Genomic DNA, 17236 nt, shown 5'->3' with positions numbered 1-17236 from the left:
TTTGTATTTTTGTTGCAAATGCAAACGGATTTATGAAACTACATTTTATTGCCATTGGAGGGAGTGCCATGCACAACCTCGCCATAGCTTTACACCAAAAAGGATACCAAATTAGCGGAAGTGATGATACTATTCACAATCCTTCAAAAGCACGATTAGAAAAATACGGGTTACTCCCGGAAGCGTTTGGGTGGTTTCCTGAAAAGATACACGCGGGCTTAGATGCGGTTATTTTAGGAATGCACGCAAAACAAGACAATCCAGAATTGGTAAAAGCACAGGAGTTAGGCGTTAAAATTTATTCATATCCCGAATTTTTATACGAACAATCAAAAGATAAGACGCGTGTAGTTATCGGAGGATCACATGGAAAAACGACCATTACCTCTATGGTGTTACACGTATTAAATTACCACGATCGCGATGTGGATTATATGGTTGGAGCACAACTAGAGGGCTTTGAAACCATGGTAAAGTTGACTGAAGACAATGACTTTATAGTTTTGGAAGGTGATGAGTACTTGAGTTCACCAATAGATTTGCGTCCGAAGTTTCATTTGTACAAACCGAATATTGCGTTGATTTCGGGGATTGCTTGGGATCATATCAACGTATTTCCTACCTATGAAAACTACGTTGAGCAGTTCAAGCTGTTTACAAATTCGTTGACCAATGGTGGTATTATGGTGTACAATGAAGAAGATGCAGCGGTAAAATCTGTGGTAGAGTCGTCAGAACACGTTATAAAAAAGTATCCCTATACCACGCCAAATTACAGTATTACAGACGGTGTTACCTATTTAGATACTCCTGAGGGAGCAATGCCTTTGGAAGTGTTTGGAGAGCACAATTTGCAAAACTTGGCAGGGGCTAAGTGGATTTGCCAGCATATGGGAATCGATGAAGAAGACTTTTACGAGGCAATTAGTAGTTTCGCTGGAGCGAGTAAGCGATTGGAAAAGATTTCAGAAAACGATTCGACCGTAGTCTTTAAAGATTTTGCTCACAGTCCGAGTAAGGTAAAGGCAACCACGGAGGCCGTAAAGAAACAATATCAGAATAGAAGAGTATTGGCTTGTTTAGAGTTGCATACGTACAGTAGTTTAAATGCTACCTTTTTGGAAGAGTACCGAGGTGCTTTGGATGCGGCAGATAAGGCAGTGGTCTTTTACTCGCCAGACGCCGTAGCAATTAAACGATTAAACCCTGTTGAAAAAGAGCAAATAGCAGCAGCTTTTCAGCGTGAAGACTTAGAGATTTTTACCAGCCCAGAGGAATTTCGTGAGCATTTACAACGCGAAAACTTACAAGATACAGCCCTGTTGTTTATGAGTTCTGGAAATTATGGAGGGATAGATTTTACGATGTTTGCGTAGGGGTCTTTTTTAAGATTCGTCTATTGATCCATTCTCTACTGAATAGGTGTTTAATAAGCCATTTTCGGAGTGTTTTATCAGTAATCGCTTTAGCAATCATCCTTGCTCTTGAATTTAGAAAAACTCGGCGTTTTGTTTTTTTAAATTGCCTTTTTCTATACCTGTCTGAACTGAGTAGTTTTTTGAAGTTTTCAAGGTATGCTTTCGCTGAGGCATCGAATTCAAAGTTGAAAATAGGAAGGTCAAACACATAGCCGCACAAACAAACAAAATTATTGAGAGGGGAGCTTAGCAATCGGTACTTATGGAATCCAGGGTGTTCAGGACTCTGGAAGCTCAAGCAAAGAACATCGTAGGCATTACGAAGGGAGAGATTTTTAAAGAATTGACCATCGTCATTAATTTGTTTTGCGATGATGCTGAGGTCTAATTTATGGACATCACTTAAGGTGTGTATTTGATCAGAAACGCTAAGATTGTCTTTAATTGTAGCATAGTTAAATTCTTCGGCGTATTTCCCTATAGTCATGTCCTTATGTACTTCAACGGCAGCGATTTTATGTGCATGTGCTATTCGAGGTAAGTGTTTTGTAATAGGAGCGTCAAGGGCATCAGCTGCAATTGGGGTATAGCCAACGTTTAATAAGAGTTCCTGAGCCTTGCCGAGGTTTTCTGGAGCAACTAGAAAATCAATATCACCAATCATTCTTTCTCCGGGATGTTTATAGAGTTTAGACAAGAGGTTTCCCGTACCTTTTAAAAAAATAGGAACAATCCCTTCTTGTTGCAGTAAGGTGTTGATTTCTTGGGCTTGTTTAATGATTTCAGTATTGCGATCGGTATTTAACTCGGCAATATGTTCCATATAAGCGACGAGGTCTTCTGGTAGGAAATTCAGAAAATTAGCCGTTTTTAAATTGTAATACCAAGCTGGTAATACGTAGTGTGTGGTACTTAGCTTAACTAGAGCTTCCCAGTCCATTGTAGTATTTTCTAGTGTATACTTAACACTTTGATGATGTTTGGAGCTATGACTAAGTGTTAAGCATTGTGATAAAAAGAGGAAACAGTCGTTATAGGTCATGGTTAAATAGTTTTTGAACCTTCGCAATCATTTGTTCATTGTTGGAGTAGTGCAATTGATAACAGGATAATTTTTCGAACCAATTTAGAAATTCCTGAGCATTGGATTTCTCTGGGCATAACCAAGAATCAGGTACCAATTGTTGCAATGCTTCTTGTTTTGTGATGGCGGTTAATTTGCAAAGTTCATCCGGAGTATATTTGATAAACACCAAGGTATGACAAGGTCGATTTTGTTTGTAGTTGTCGTTGTTTGGTGGTAAGTAACGAACTATTTTATTGACTTTTGGGAAATGAAATTCCGCTTTATTCTCTAGCGTGGGGTATAAGGAGCGCAAAACAGGAACGCTATTTCTTTTAATAGATATAGCAGAAGGGAAACTATATACTTGGTGGTTCTTGGCGAGTATAGGAACAAAATCATCGGCTAAACACTGAAAACCATGAGCCTGTAATAAGGCTAAGGAAGTACTTTTACCATTTCCAGAATCTCCTAAAAATAAAATAGATTCCTTTCCATTGCTCACAGCTGAGGCGTGAAAAATTCCCATCCATTCGTTTTCTGGAAATTGGTGAGTGTCTTCTATGAGTTTCATGGAAAACTTTCCTTGAAAATAATGACTGTTCTTCTTCGTCCAACTGCCTACACTTTGCTGATTTCTATAAAAAAACAGATGTGAGTCGGAGCTAAATACTTGATAGCTGTGGTGAACCTCTTTTGGGGGGGTGATTTCCAGATGGGCAAATTTAGGATGAATCAAAGCGAGTTCGTACTCCGATTCAAAATCCACTTTAAGGACAAGGTCATTGATTTGATAAAATACCGTGTTATCAAATTGTTTCGGAATGTCGTGCGTCAGTGCCTCGTCTGTACGAGTTGAAGAACTGTTTAAAAGCGTCTCCAACTCTGTAATAAATTCTGTGGTTTCTGTAAGTGGAGCTTCGGTGATTTTAGTTAATTTCTGGGCCAAGGTAGTTGTCTTAATCCCTGCTTGAAGTTCCTCAAGAAGGTCTGCAACAAGTGCTTCGACTACCAGGTATTGATTTGAGTTTTTTAACCAAACCACAGTAGTGTCTCCCATGTTTTTTCGTAGTATCATAGTAAAACAAAAATAAGAAAACGATTGGTATGGAGTGAGTAACCTGAATAAATTAATCCGTTAAAATTAGCACAGTATCCTTACTTTTGTACCATGTATAGACAGCGATTAGAATTACAAGAGGGTGATTATTACTTAAATGAACAAGGATACAAGGTGTTTACCGAGCAATTTCATCTAAGACGAGGGTACTGTTGTAAAAGTGGATGTAAACATTGTCCGTACGGATATGACAAAAAAACAGATAGTTTTAGGTAGTGACTTTTTTGCAATCTTAGTATCTTAACAAATAAATAAACCTTTTAAATTGAAGTATTTTATGAAAAAACTAGTGTTCCTCTTTTTGTTAATCCAGTGTTTTGGATGTAATGAGATTAAAAAAGTAGTGAGCCAATTGCCAACGCAAGCGCCGCTTACCCAAGATCAAATTGGAGCAGGATTGCGTCAGGCTTTGCAAAACGGAATTGACCACCAGGTAGCTAAGTTGACTGCTACAGATGGATTTTACAGAAACGAGCTGGTTAAAATTGTATTGCCAAAAGAATTACAAGTAGTAGATAAAGGGCTTCGTAAAATTGGCCTTAGTTCTCTAGCAGACGAAGGGTTAAAAGCGATTAACAGAACCGCTGAAGATGCGGTAAAAACGGCTGGACCTATTTTCGTTAATGCCGTAAAAGGAATTACGTTTAACGATGCTAAAAATATTCTGTTAGGAGAGCAAAACGCTGCGACTACGTATTTACAAAGTAAAACCAACCAGGCCTTGTATGCTGAATTTAGCCCGGTAATCAGTGCCTCATTTAAAAAAGTAGGTGCCGATAAAATTTGGAGTAATTTAATTCAGAAGTACAATAGTATTCCTTTTGTTACAAGAGTGAATCCTAATTTGACGGATTACGTAACTCAAGAAGCTTTAAAAGGGGTGTTTACCATGATTGCCGTGGAAGAAAAAGGTATTCGTGAGAAGGTTGGCCTTAGAAACACAGCACTTTTGAAAAGAGTATTTGCCTTACAAGATAGAAAATAACCGATCGATATATTTTAGAAAAACTCCACTGCTAAGTGGAGTTTTTTTTGTGTTGTAATTTTAATTAGTTGTTAATCAATTATTTGTGTATATTTATAAGGTCGTTAAATCAAGGGAAATGTTACGAGTAAGTCAAATTCAAAAATACAGAAAGCACCTAGAAGAAAGGTACGGAAGGCTAGTTGAGAGAGCCAATGATTACAAATATGTTGATGAGTGCAAAAGCGATCGCTCTGCATTTAAGGCAATGAAAGTCCTCGAAAAACTGAACCGGATTAAGTACTTAGACTTAGATAAGGAATTCTCAAATTCTATTGTGTAGTTGTTTGAAGTAATCAAAAGCTTTCAGAAGTCTACTGCCATACCAAGAGAACATTTCACCATCTACAAATACCGTTTTTGCATGATGCGTGAAGCGTCCTAATTCAAAGGCGTGCTCTTCTTTGAATGGATAGGGTTCTGATGAGAGAAAAACCAAATCAGGATCACCCTCTAGTCGAATTTTTTTCAATGCAACTTCAGGGTATCGAGGTTTGTTGTGGTATATATTCTCGAATTTATTTAAGCGCAGTAAGTGGTCGATAAACGTGTTATTACCAGCGGCCATCCAAGGATTTCTCCAAATAAAGTAGGCCACTTTTTTTACAGGTTTATCCTGTATAAAGCCGCTGAAATCATTAACTTTAAACTGTAGTTTGTCTATGATAGCCCTAGCTTGAGTTCGACAGGCGAAAAGTTGGCCATACTGTGAAATCAGTTCATAAACATCTGCCAATGTATAAATATCCGCTACGTGGGTAGGGGCTATTTGTTCACATGCTGCTACAATTTCCTGTGTGTTTTCTTCTTTGTTACAAAGAATAATATCGGGGTTTAATGCTTTGATTCGATCGATGTGTACGTTCTTTGTCCCTCCAACAACGGTAATGGTTTTCTTTAAATGAACGGGATGCACGCAAAATTTTGTGATTCCTACTAGGGAGGATTCCAAGCCTAAATCTACCAGAAGTTCAGTTTGGCTGGGTACCAGACAAACAATTCTCTTTGGAGTGTGTGTGAGTTTTACCGGACGTTGTAATTGATCGAACAACATGTTTTTGAGGGGCAAGATAAAAAGAATCAAATAGTAAACCTATTTGACTCCCATGATTTCTTGAAACTCTTTTTTATAGCCTTTACTAACTCTAAAAGTTTTATTGTCATTTATTTTTACATCGGTTTCACCGTAGTTCGAGGTGATCACTTCATCGATGAAATTGATGTTGATAATGGTCGATCGGTGTATACGCATGAAATTGGCTGAATTGATGCGCTCTATGATACTTGATAGCGATTCGCGGAGTAAAAATTTCTTATTGTCTGTAGTAAATACTTCCACGTAATACCCCGAAGCAGAAATGTACTTTATCGTATCCACCTCGATAAAGATAATTTTGTTACCAGATTTAATATTGATTCGTTTTACCGTGCTGTTACTAACAGGTGCAGCGTTGGCTTTAACCAAATCAAGAATGTTTTCTAAATTGTTTTGCAAGCTACTCATCTGCTCGCGATTTTGAAATTCGATCACTTTGTTCAACGAAGTCATAAAGCGTTCTTCTTTGAAAGGCGTAATCAAATAATCAAAAGCAAAATAGTCAAAAGCAGTCAAAGCACTTTCTTTATTTTCGGTAACAAATATGATTAAGGGTTTTTTACCCATTGTACTCATCTCATCCAGCAATTCAAAACCGCTCATATCAGGAAGGTCTACATCGAGAAAAATAACAGCTGGTTGTGACTCTTTAAGTTGTATTAATGCTTCGCTTCCGGTAGTTACGGTGGCATTGATTTCAAACTGACCGTGAAGGTCAACCAGTTTCTTTATCTTCGACTGGATAGCAGTTTTTTCATTGACTATAAGACATGAGATTTTCATATTCATTTTTAATTTCTTTTAAAACAAGTGCAGAATTACTAATCCCTAATTTTTAAATGTTAAAAAAATGTTAAAGATAGGGGCTGAGCATTTATTTTACTGGGGCTCAAGGGGTATTTGTGCATTGCTTTTTTCTTCACAGAAAGCAGCCTTGTTCATAGTTCGTAATTTAAAGGGGATTGTTCTGCAGATTTTTCAGTTTTTTGCTACAAATGTAGCGAAGAAATGCTACGTATGCACAGTGTTTGTGCGCTTTTGCAAAAATTTAACAGGAATTAACATTTATAATGTTTAACAAGTGTGTTAGGTTAAAATCTCAATAAGGTTTGTTTGCATCAAAAAAAAGGTTGTTTGCATCAAAACGGTGTTAAGAAAAGGTTACTCGGGGTAGTTTTATGCCTGTTAATAATAATTCAATAATTTATAATGAAAACAAAGTTTAATGGAATTCTAACGCTGTTATTGGCGTTAGTTGTGCAGATTTCTTTTGCGCAAGAAAGAACCATTTCGGGGACGGTTTCTGATGCATCGGGGCCACTTCCTGGAGTTACAGTTTTGAAAAAAGGTACTACTCAAGGTACTGAGACTGACTTTGACGGTAATTATTCTATACGCGTAAATACAGGAGAAACTCTTGTGTTTAGTTTTGTAGGAATGAAAACAGTTGAGCGCAAAGTTGGTGCTGCTAACCAAATCAGTGTCGTACTTGAAAATGATAACTTATTAGAAGAAGTTATTGTAGTAGGGTATGGTAAAACAACTAAACAATCGTATACAGGTACCGCTAAAGTGGTAAATGCAGAGCAGTTAGAAGCAAAATCTGTAGCCAACGTTTCACAAGCATTAGTAGGTGAGGTTGCTGGGGTTAACGTAATTAACACTTCTGGACAGCCAGGTACTGTAGCTACGGTACGTATTCGTGGATTTGGTTCTGTTAACGGAAACAGAGATCCTTTATACGTAGTTGACGGTGTTCCTTTCTCTGGATCTATCAACTCTATTAACCCTGCTGATATTGCAAATACTACCGTTTTAAAAGATGCAACTGCAACTGCTATCTACGGATCACGTGGTGCAAACGGGGTTATCTTAATTACGACAAAAGCAGGTAAAGCAGGTAAAACTTCTATGGAATTAGATGTTAAAACTGGTGTAAACTTCCAAGCGTTACCTCGTTACGACGTAATCAAGTCGCCAACTGAATACATCGAATTAGCATGGCACTCTATCGGGAACAGAACCTTATCGTTCAACCCTGCTAATGATCCAGTAGCGTATGCAAATACTTATTTATTCTCTTCTAGAGGTATTGATCCAACGTATAACTACTTTGGAACGAATGACGTGAGTCAAATTATTGATCCTGCAACAGGAAAAGTACGTCCAAACGTAGCAACTAAGTACACTCCAGAAAACTGGTCTGACTACGGTTTCCAAACTTCTATCAGAACAGAGGCAAACTTAAAAATGAGTGGAGGAAACGATAAAACTCGTTACTTCTCTTCTTTTGGATACTTAGATGATAAAGGATACTTAATCAACTCAGGATACAAGCGTTATTCTACGCGTTTAAACTTAGTACACCAACCTCAAGAGTGGTTGACTGCAACTGCTAATATTGGGTACTCTTTAGGAAGAACCTTAAACAACGGTCAAACTGAAGATTCAGGAAGTATTTTCTGGTTTGTAGATAACATTCCTTCAATCTATCCATTATTCTTAAGAGACACAAACGGTAACATCGTTGCTGATACAAAATACGGTGGAAACCAATACGATTACGGTGAAAACAGAGGATTTGGTGGATTGACAAATGCAATCGCTGGATCTAACTTAGATTTCGTAGGAAATGACAGACACTCTTTAAACGGTAATTTCTCGTTTAAATTCCAACTATTAGAAGGGTTAGAATTTGAAACTAAGTACGGTGCTCAATACTACACAAGAGAGGCAAACACAGTACGTAACCCATTCTACGGTTCTGCTCAAGGACAAGGAGGAAGCTTATTCAAAACGTATTCAAGCGCCTTGACTCAAAACTTCTTGAACATTATCCGTTATAACAAGTCATTCGGAGATCACTCGATTTCTGCTTTAGCGGCTCACGAAACCAACCAAAGAGAGTTTAAAACTTCTTCTATTTCTAAGAACAAAGTAGTAAACTTAAACGGAGGATTAAAAGATTTAAACAACTATGTAGTAAATTCATCTTTACCTACAGGTTATTCTACAAAAGCAGCTTTAGAAAGTTATTTTGGTCAAGTATCTTATGATTATATGAGTAAGTACTACTTTACTGGATCTATCCGTCGTGATGGTTCTTCTCGTTTCGCTCTTAACAAATGGGGAACTTTCGGTTCTGCAGGTGCGTCTTGGGTAATTTCTAAGGAATCATTCATGACTAATTTAGATTTCGTAAACTTCTTGAAGTTGAAAGCTAGTTACGGTATCTTAGGAGACCAAGCTGGTGTTGATGTGTACTCTGGTAGAGATACTTATACTATCGGTAACTTAGGAGGTCAGATTTCATTACAACCTCGTGCTATCCAAAATCCTAACTTAACTTGGGAAACTTCTAAAATGTTCCAAACTGGTTTAGAGTTTACTTTGTTTAACAACAGATTAGAAGGATCTTTTGATTACTATATTAAAAAGACTGACGACTTAATTTTCAACAGAAGAACAGCGCCATCTACAGGAAATGCTTTAATCGCTGTTAATGACGGAACGTTGAGAAACACTGGTTTTGAATTCGATTTAACTACTCACATTTTAGATAAAGAAAACTATAAGTTAGATTTCTCTGTTAATGGTGAAATCTTTAACAATGAGTTAACTGAAATGCCTCTTGACCCATCTACTGGACAGAGAAAAGTTATCGATATCGCTGGTAACTACGGTCGTGCACAAGGTCATGGTTTATTCGACTTCTACATGAGAGAGTGGGCAGGTGTTGATAAAGCAAATGGTAACCCATTATGGTACCAGTACTACGATGATAAAAATGGTAACGGAACTGTTGATTCAGGAGAAGGTATCCAAAGTTTATTCGAGTACCAACAAAAAAATCCAAATGCTACTATTAGCAGAACTACTACTAGTGTATATTCAAATGCAACTCAAAAGTATATCGGAAAATCAGCAATCCCTAAAGTACGTGGTGCTTTCAGATTAAATGCAAAAGTTCACGACTTTACTATTAGCGCATTGTTCGGATATAGCTTAGGAGGATATTCATATGATGGTGTATACGCTGGATTAATGAGTAACCGTCAAATCGGATCTAACAACTGGCATACAGATATCAGAAACAGCTGGAAAAAACCAGGAGATGTTACTGACGTACCGAAGTTAATCAGTAACAGAAATGTTCAGGTAAACTCTCGTTCTAGTCGTTTCATCACTTCATCTGATTACTTGTCGTTAAACAACATCCGTATCGGATATACTGTACCTACACGTTTCTTAGGAGAGTCTGGTCTTAATGGATTAAACTTATGGGTGTCTGGAGATAACTTATTCTTGTTAAGTGCTCGTGACGGATTTAACCCTGCTACTTCAGAAACTGGTGCTTCTGATACGTATCGTTATTCACCATTATCTACATTGACTTTTGGTGTAAGAGCTAACTTCTAAATAATAAAAGAGAAATGAAAAAAACATATATAAAATCTATTTTAGCAGGGTCTGCGGCCTTGTTAGCTGTAAGCTGTAGCAAAGACTTCCTCGATGAGTCTCCTACGAGATATGTAACTGTAGCGGATGTTACTGAATTAAGTGGTATTCACCCTGCATTGGCTGATGGTACCGTTCGTGGTATTTATGAAATGATGTTTACCACTGGTTTAGGAGGTACGACACGTCATGAGGATTTCGGTCAAAAAGGATACGATATCTATAGTGATATGTTATCAGGTGATATGGCTTTAACGGTGAATAACTACAGCCGTTATAGTAACTTTGCTCAGTTGATTACTACTACAGATTTCACTTACCTACAAGCAAATTACACAGCTTGGAGATACTATTACCGTTTAATTAACGCGGCTAACTTAGTAATTAAAGGTTTAGGTGGTAATAATGCTGTGTTGACAGATGCAAAGAATAAGGCATCTATGGGACAAGCAAAAGCTTTACGTGCACACTCGTATTTTAACTTGGCACAATTGTACATGACTGAGTATTCAGAAACGTCAAAGGTGTTACCAATTTATATCGAGCCTAACGGAAATGCAAAACCACAGAGCACTACGAAGGAAGTATACGAGTTCATGATCAAAGATTTAGAAGAAGCGGTGGTTCTTTTAAATGGATTTACTCGTTCTGATAAATATCAAATCAACCAAGAAGTAGCTAAGGGAATCTTAGCATATGTATATGCTGCAAGAGGAACTGCTGCTGATAATGCAAGAGCTAAACAATTAGCTGACGAAGTAGTGGCTGGTGGAACTCCAATTACTACTAAAGAGCAAGTTCTAGGTGGATTTAACGATATCGCTAAAAACCCTAGTTGGTTATGGGGAGTAGATATTACTCTTGATAACGGATTAGATTTAGTTTCTTGGTGGGGTCAAATGGATTACTTTACGTATAGTTACCAGTTTGCTGGTGATAAGAAGGCCATTGATGTTGGATTATTCAACGCAATCCGTGCTAATGACGTAAGAAAGAAACAATTCTTCACTGGAAGCGGAAATAACAACTTGATTCCATTTAACAAGTTCTACGCTCCTCAAAGAGTAGCTGGAGGACAACGTAACATTACAACTGACTACATTTATATGCGAGTAGACGAAATGGTGTTATTATCAGCTGAATTAGCTGCGAGAATGGGTCAAGATGCAGAAGCGAAAACTCAATTAAAGAAGGTATTGTCGCAACGTTTTGACAACGCGGCAGATTACGCTTATGTTGACGCTTTAAATGGTGCTGCTCTACAAAGTGAAATTCACTTACAAACTCGTATCGAGTTATGGGGTGAAGGGAAGAGTTTATGGGCTCAGAGAAGACACAAGTCGCCTGTAGTTAGAGGTGCTAACCACTTATTCTTAGCTGGTCAAACCATTCCTTATAACGATGATAAATTAGATTTTGAAATCCCTCAATCTGAGGTTCAAAACAACCCGTTCATCAACTAATACATTGGATGTTTGATTCTCCTTGGAGGATCCCTCAATATCGAAAGCTGGAATCGAAAGATTCCAGCTTTTTTGTTTAATGAATATTCTAAGGCGTTTAGTTCAAAACTCTAGTGGTTCATATCATATCCAATAAAAAAAGGTAAGCCTGTGCTTACCTTTGAAATCGATATACCATTACTTTGTTCTCTTATGGTATATTATTTTGAATTAATTAATAAGTCAAGGAGTAATTAACCTTGACTTTTTTTTTGCAATATGCTCGCCATGTTTACTTGGAGCTCTGCCGCTTTTGTTGCCGCTGCCTCCGCAAAATCAGTTCCATGACTGGCATAAATGATTCCACGTGATGAATTGATGAGTAGGCCGATATTGGCACTCATTCCGTAATGACAAACTTCTTCTAAATTTCCTCCTTGGGCACCCACGCCTGGAACAAGTAAAAAACTATCGGGAATTAATTGACGTATTTCGCCCAAATAACTGGCTTTCGTAGCGCCAACTACATACATAAGGTTTTCGCTGTTTTGCCACGTTTTAGAGGTACTTATCACTTTTTTGTAAAGCTCGGTACCCGCCGTTTCTTTGGTTTGAAAATCAAAGGCGCCTTGATTCGAGGTCAATGCAAGCATGATGGTATGTTTGTTTTCAAAAGCTAAAAACGGCTCTACTGAATCTTTTCCCATGTACGGAGCTACAGTGACACTGTCAAAGGCTAAATCTTCAAAAAAAGCTTTGGCATACATGGTCGATGTATTTCCAATGTCTCCGCGCTTAGCATCTGCAATAGTAAAGATTTCAGGATGCTTTTCATTGAGGTAACTAATAGTTTTGTCCAAAGCTTTCCATCCTTTAATCCCATAGGCCTCGTAAAAAGCCGTATTGGGCTTGTATGCAACGCATAAATGATGAGTGGCATCGATGATGGCCTTGTTGAATTCAAAGATGGGATCTTCTTTTTCTAATAAATGTGCAGGGATTTTGTTGAGATCTACGTCTAGTCCAATACATAAAAAGGATTGTTTTTTATGTATTTGATTGATGAGTTGTTGTGTTGTCATTGGTCTGTATAAATATGAGGCAAAAGTAATGAATTTTACTAGTTTCTGTTATCTTTGTCTCTAATGTTCAGATATGTTTTAAACAAAATATTTTACGGTTTCCTAACTTTATTTGGGGTAGTTACAGTCATTTTTATACTGTTCACGATACTCCCCGGCGATCCTGCTCGAATGATGCTCGATCAGCAAGAAAATTCTGAGCAACTTCAGCTCATACGTAAGAAATACGGCTTTGACCAGCCACTGTTAACTCAGTATGGCTATTATCTCAACGACCTGTCACCGATATCTTTTCACAGTACGGAAGAGAATGCCTACACGAATTTGAAGAGTAAGGCCTATCAGTACCGAGAGTTCATTGCTACGGACCAGGTGGTAGTGGTATTGAAGTTTCCGTATTTGAGGCAGTCCTTTCAAAAGAATGGAAAATACGTAAGTGAAATCATCGGAGAAACCTTACCCAATACGGCAGTTCTTGCCTTAGTGGCGATTTGTATTGCGATTGTACTAGGAATTGCCTTGGGAATTTTATCGGCACTCTGGAAAGACAGTGTGTTCGATAGGCTTATAGCGATCATAAGTACTTTTGGAATGAGCGTTCCTTCGTTCTTTTCGGCAATTTTAGTAGCTTGGCTTTTTGGTTTTGTCTGGCGAAAATACACTGGATTAGAAATGACGGGAAGTTTGTTTGTCGTCGATGATTTTGGGGAGGGAGTATACCTACAATGGAAAAACCTCGTGTTACCAGCCGTTGTATTAGGTATCCGTCCTCTTGCCGTGGTTATACAGTTGATGCGAAATTCGCTTTTAGAAACACTGAGTTTAGATTATATTCGAACAGCAAAAGCCAAAGGCTTAGGAAGGGGAGAGGTCGTGGTGAAACACGCATTGAAAAACTCCTTGAACCCAGTAATAACAGCGATCTCCGGATGGTTTGCTTCGATGTTGGCCGGCGCCGTTTTTGTTGAATACGTTTTTAATTGGAACGGTTTAGGTAAAGAGATTGTAAATGCACTGAATAATTTGGATTTACCCGTTATTATGGGAAGTGTATTAGTTATAGCGAGTTTGTTTATAGCTATAAATATCGCAGTGGATATCGTGTACAGTTGGTTAGATCCTAGAATCCGCTTAAAAAGTTAGATTATGAAATATTGTTTTTTGCTTTTGTGTGGCTTGGTTTTTTCGAGTTGCGCAATTTTTCATCCCGCTACCTTTAGTGAAGCGGCGCTTAAAGATACCATTCAAACAACCGACCGAAATTCCATAACGTTGGAGGAACTTACTGAAAAGTACAGGGGACAAAAAGTATTGATACAGGTATATGCAAGTTACTGTCCGTATAGTCAAGACAGTTTTAAAGATGTGGTAGCACTTCAAAAGGAGCACAAAGAGTTGACCTATGTGTTTTTGTCAGTTGACCACTCGTATCACGATTGGAAAAGAGGATTGACAGACCTCCCTGTAAAAGGAGATCACTACTACTTGCCAAGGAAAGGTAAAGGAACCTTGGGGAAGTTTTTAAAACTGAAAACAATCCCGCGCTTCTTGTTAGTAGATCCTACGGGTAAGTTGTTGGTGTATAAATCGTCTAAAGTTGGAGATATAGCTAAAAAATTATAGGAGATGATTTTACCGAAAATTCAACAATACTTACTCTTGCTGAGTGTTGTACTGTTTACCGCCTGTGGCATAAAAAAAGAAACGAGCTTTAGCAAAGAAGCTTTACGAGATGTTTTGATCGATACTTCTGGGAAATCCATTCCATTAGAGACAGTCTTGGCATCCAATACTAAGCAGAAGAAAGTACTCGTAGTTTGGGCTTCATGGTGTAGAGATTGCTTGAATGACAGTGAGAAGCTCACTGCCCTGGAAAAAGAATTTACCGATGTGGAGTTTCTATACCTGTCGTTAGATAGATCCTTAAAAGATTTTAAAGTGGCTGCCACAAAATACCACATAGGAGCGCAGCATTACTGGTTGGCATCTGGTTGGGAAGGGCCGTTGGGAAGCTTCTTGCAATTGAGCTGGATCCCGAGGTACTTGGTACTCGATGAAGCCAATGAGATTATCGTCTTTAATGCAACGGAAGCGAGTAGTCAACAAATCGCCGAAAGCTTAAAAAAATGATGTACTTTTGCAGTACAAATTTATTTGTAGAAAACTAATCAATAATTACTTAAATATTTTAATCGTGAGAACGAATATCATTGCAGGAAACTGGAAAATGAACAAAAATCTTAGCGAGGCTAAGCAATTGATCAAAGGAATTAAAAAAGGTCTTAAATCGATAGATACAGACAATAAGCGAGTAATTATTGCACCGACATTTGTAAACTTGGTAGGGGCCGTAAAACGCACCAGAAAATCAAAAATTGAGGTGGCTGCACAAAATGTACACGCAGCAAAGAATGGCGCATATACTGGGGAGGTAGCGGCAGATATGTTAACAGATATTGGAGTTGGCGTTGTGATTATAGGGCATTCTGAAAGAAGAACCTATTTTGGAGAAACCGATCAGCAATTGGCTGAAAAAGTAGATCGTGCTTTGGCAGAAGGCTTGGAAGTGATTTTCTGTTTTGGTGAACTACTAGAGGATCGCAAGTCAGAAAAGCATTTTGAAGTAGTTGAAAATCAATTGCGTCACGGCTTATTTCACCTGTTAAAAGAGAATTTTGAAAAGGTGGGGTTAGCCTATGAGCCTGTTTGGGCCATCGGAACTGGTGAAACAGCAAGTCCCGAACAAGCACAGGAGATGCACGCGTTTATCCGTAGTATCTTAGCTAAAGAATATACCCAAGAATTAGCCGATAGCGTTGCTATCTTATACGGAGGAAGTGTGAAGCCGGCAAATGCGAAGGAGATTTTTTCAAAACCTGATGTTGACGGAGGGCTCATTGGAGGCGCTTCATTGAAAGCAGAAGATTTCTTGGCGATTGTTGCTGCAGCGGAGTAAGACCCTACAAATGCGAGAAAGGCTTAAAACGCGTTGTAGATGTTTTAAGAGTAGCCTTTTGAATACAATGATTTAGAGCAAAATAAGAATAGAAGGAATATTTTAGATGGATAATATTTATATCGAATATAATTTTGAAGTGAGTCCCAAAGAACCGGGAACAGAGATTTTGATTGCCGAACTAGGTAGTGTGGGATTTGAAAGTTTTGTCGAGCACGAAGCAGGAGTTTTGGCGTATATTCAAAAAGACGAGTGGAATGGAAGTATTTTGGAAGATATATTTATTCTGAGTTCTGATGAGTTTTCGGTGAATTTCGAAAAGAAAGAAGTTGCTCAAACCAATTGGAATGCGGAGTGGGAAAAGAATTTTCCACCGATTCAAGTGGCGGATAAAGTGAGTATTAGAGCGCCATTTCACGAAAATCCAAACCTGCCGTTTGATATTGTGATAGAACCTAAAATGAGTTTTGGTACGGGGCATCACGAAACTACTCACATGATGGTGCAACATTTACTGGAACTCGACCTTACAGGGAAGAAAACGCTAGATATGGGTTGTGGAACTGGAATCCTAGCTATTTTCGCTGAAATGAAAGGCGCTGAGCCTATCGATGCCATTGATATCGATAATTGGTGTTATGAAAATTCTGTTGAAAATGCAGCTCGTAATGCCTGTAAAAGTATCAGTGTTTACGAAGGTGATTCAAGTTTATTGGTAGGGAAGCAGTACGATGTTATTATTGCCAATATCAATCGAAATATCTTGATGAAAGATATGGAAACTTATACGAGTACTCTGAATGAAAATGGAGTCTTGTTGTTGAGTGGATTTTACCGTGAAGACATTCCTATCATTGATGCGGAAGTCACTAAGTACGGTTTGTCTTTAGAGAAAACTATAGAAAGAAATAATTGGGTAGCCCTTCGATATCAAAAATAAGAAGTATGAGTACCATAGAGAAAATTCAAGAAGAACTGGATGTGCTGACAGCTTCGACTAGAAAGCACGAAATTATTTTGTACAACGACGATGTCAATACCTTTGATTTCGTAATCGATAGTTTAATCAGTGTGTGTGAACACACCCCAGAACAGGCTGAACAATGTACGGTTCTCGTACATTATAAAGGAAAATGTGCCGTTAAAACCGGAGAGTATAAGGATTTGGAACCGAGATGTACAAAATTATTGGACCTCGGATTATCTGCTGAGATTGTATAGCAATGGAAAATGTTTTTAGATATTACGAATTCTCCGATTTTTTTTCGGATAATTCTGGACAGTTTGAAGGAAATGAAATTTGTTATTCTGTGTTAAATGAACAACACTTTTTAATTTTCGTAAAAAAAACACACGAAGGCCAAGAGTCCTATGATTTATACGTATCCCGCTATGGATCAGCAAGGGAAGTTGGTAAAGCGAAACCCGAAATAATAGAGCTACTTGTAGAGGATTATGACAAGTCAAAACCAGAACATCGCATCGTGTTGCGAAAGTATTTATATTAAATCTCAAATTTTTTTGAGATTTTTTTTTGTTTTAATGTGACCTATCAAAAAAAAGGGTGTCAAAAGAAT

The 17236-nt window shown here is 38.0% G+C and carries 17 protein-coding genes; 12 read left to right on the top strand and 5 right to left on the bottom strand.

The features are described 5' to 3' along the window. Window positions 1-32 precede the first annotated feature (32 nt). A complete protein-coding gene (locus ACKTS5_RS16380) occupies window positions 33-1376 on the top strand; it encodes a UDP-N-acetylmuramate--L-alanine ligase (protein WP_408044965.1) in 1344 nt (447 codons plus the stop codon). Here the strand turns inward: ACKTS5_RS16380 and ACKTS5_RS16375 are convergent. Both ACKTS5_RS16375 and ACKTS5_RS16370 read right to left on the bottom strand, forming a co-directional pair. Continuing rightward, window positions 1360-2358 (bottom strand): nucleotidyltransferase family protein, encoded by a 999-nt coding sequence (locus tag ACKTS5_RS16375; RefSeq protein WP_408044964.1) that lies wholly within the window; start codon window positions 2356-2358, stop codon window positions 1360-1362. The two genes, ACKTS5_RS16380 and ACKTS5_RS16375, sit on opposite strands and share 17 nt — an antisense overlap. A gap of 91 nt (window positions 2359-2449) precedes the next feature. After that, the gene (locus tag ACKTS5_RS16370) at window positions 2450-3559 is read right to left on the bottom strand and encodes a phosphoenolpyruvate carboxykinase (ATP) (RefSeq protein ID WP_408044963.1); all 1110 of its coding nucleotides are present in this window, start codon (window positions 3557-3559) and stop codon (window positions 2450-2452) included. Window positions 3560-3652: 93 nt separating this feature from the next. Here ACKTS5_RS16370 and ACKTS5_RS16365 point away from each other — a divergent pair, with 93 nt between their 5' ends. Beyond that, entirely contained in the window at window positions 3653-3817 is a 165-nt protein-coding gene (locus tag ACKTS5_RS16365) for a DUF5522 domain-containing protein (protein WP_408044962.1), read from the top strand. 61 nt (window positions 3818-3878) lie between these two features. Continuing rightward, window positions 3879-4586, top strand: a complete 708-nt coding sequence (locus tag ACKTS5_RS16360; protein WP_408044961.1) for a DUF4197 domain-containing protein — start codon at window positions 3879-3881, stop codon at window positions 4584-4586. A 304-nt stretch (window positions 4587-4890) separates the two neighbouring features. Here ACKTS5_RS16360 and ACKTS5_RS16355 read toward each other — a convergent pair whose 3' ends face one another. Continuing rightward, window positions 4891-5679 carry an ABC transporter substrate-binding protein gene (locus ACKTS5_RS16355; protein WP_408044960.1) on the bottom strand — a complete coding sequence of 263 codons (789 nt, stop codon included), beginning with the start codon at window positions 5677-5679 and terminating at the stop codon, window positions 4891-4893. Between the two features lie 39 nt (window positions 5680-5718). Next, complete coding sequence (locus ACKTS5_RS16350; RefSeq protein WP_408044959.1) at window positions 5719-6510, bottom strand: LytR/AlgR family response regulator transcription factor; 792 nt, start codon at window positions 6508-6510, stop codon at window positions 5719-5721. 420 nt (window positions 6511-6930) lie between these two features. Between ACKTS5_RS16350 and ACKTS5_RS16345 the strand changes: the two genes are divergently transcribed. Next, the gene (locus tag ACKTS5_RS16345) at window positions 6931-10140 is read left to right on the top strand and encodes a SusC/RagA family TonB-linked outer membrane protein (protein WP_408044958.1); all 3210 of its coding nucleotides are present in this window, start codon (window positions 6931-6933) and stop codon (window positions 10138-10140) included. 14 nt (window positions 10141-10154) lie between these two features. Continuing rightward, complete coding sequence (locus ACKTS5_RS16340; RefSeq protein ID WP_408044957.1) at window positions 10155-11642, top strand: RagB/SusD family nutrient uptake outer membrane protein; 1488 nt, start codon at window positions 10155-10157, stop codon at window positions 11640-11642. Window positions 11643-11875: 233 nt separating this feature from the next. Here the strand turns inward: ACKTS5_RS16340 and pyrF are convergent, their stop codons facing one another. Further along, window positions 11876-12703, bottom strand: coding sequence for an orotidine-5'-phosphate decarboxylase (gene pyrF / locus ACKTS5_RS16335; protein ID WP_408044956.1), 828 nt, complete (start codon window positions 12701-12703; stop codon window positions 11876-11878). A 63-nt stretch (window positions 12704-12766) separates the two neighbouring features. Here pyrF and ACKTS5_RS16330 point away from each other — a divergent pair, with 63 nt between their 5' ends. From ACKTS5_RS16330 to ACKTS5_RS16300, 7 genes are all read left to right on the top strand, one after another. Then, on the top strand, window positions 12767-13846 hold the full coding sequence (locus tag ACKTS5_RS16330) for an ABC transporter permease (RefSeq protein ID WP_408044955.1): 1080 nt from the start codon (window positions 12767-12769) through the stop codon (window positions 13844-13846). Between the two features lie 3 nt (window positions 13847-13849). Then, window positions 13850-14326 (top strand): TlpA family protein disulfide reductase, encoded by a 477-nt coding sequence (locus ACKTS5_RS16325; RefSeq protein WP_408044954.1) that lies wholly within the window; start codon window positions 13850-13852, stop codon window positions 14324-14326. Window positions 14327-14329: 3 nt separating this feature from the next. Next, on the top strand, window positions 14330-14833 hold the full coding sequence (locus ACKTS5_RS16320; RefSeq protein ID WP_408044953.1) for a TlpA family protein disulfide reductase: 504 nt from the start codon (window positions 14330-14332) through the stop codon (window positions 14831-14833). A gap of 64 nt (window positions 14834-14897) precedes the next feature. Further along, on the top strand, window positions 14898-15659 hold the full coding sequence (gene tpiA / locus ACKTS5_RS16315) for a triose-phosphate isomerase (protein ID WP_408044952.1): 762 nt from the start codon (window positions 14898-14900) through the stop codon (window positions 15657-15659). A 106-nt stretch (window positions 15660-15765) separates the two neighbouring features. Next, window positions 15766-16599, top strand: a complete 834-nt coding sequence (gene prmA / locus ACKTS5_RS16310) for a 50S ribosomal protein L11 methyltransferase (RefSeq protein ID WP_408044951.1) — start codon at window positions 15766-15768, stop codon at window positions 16597-16599. Window positions 16600-16604: 5 nt separating this feature from the next. Then, window positions 16605-16880 (top strand): ATP-dependent Clp protease adaptor ClpS, encoded by a 276-nt coding sequence (locus ACKTS5_RS16305; RefSeq protein WP_408044950.1) that lies wholly within the window; start codon window positions 16605-16607, stop codon window positions 16878-16880. A 2-nt stretch (window positions 16881-16882) separates the two neighbouring features. After that, window positions 16883-17167 carry a hypothetical protein gene (locus ACKTS5_RS16300; protein ID WP_408044949.1) on the top strand — a complete coding sequence of 95 codons (285 nt, stop codon included), beginning with the start codon at window positions 16883-16885 and terminating at the stop codon, window positions 17165-17167. Window positions 17168-17236 lie beyond the last annotated feature (69 nt).

Source organism: Tenacibaculum litopenaei (assembly GCF_964514025.1).
Classification (GTDB): Bacteria; Bacteroidota; Bacteroidia; order Flavobacteriales; family Flavobacteriaceae; genus Polaribacter; species Polaribacter litopenaei.
The sequence above is the reverse complement of the archived record's forward strand: the minus strand, read 5'-3'. Positions and strand labels throughout refer to the sequence as shown.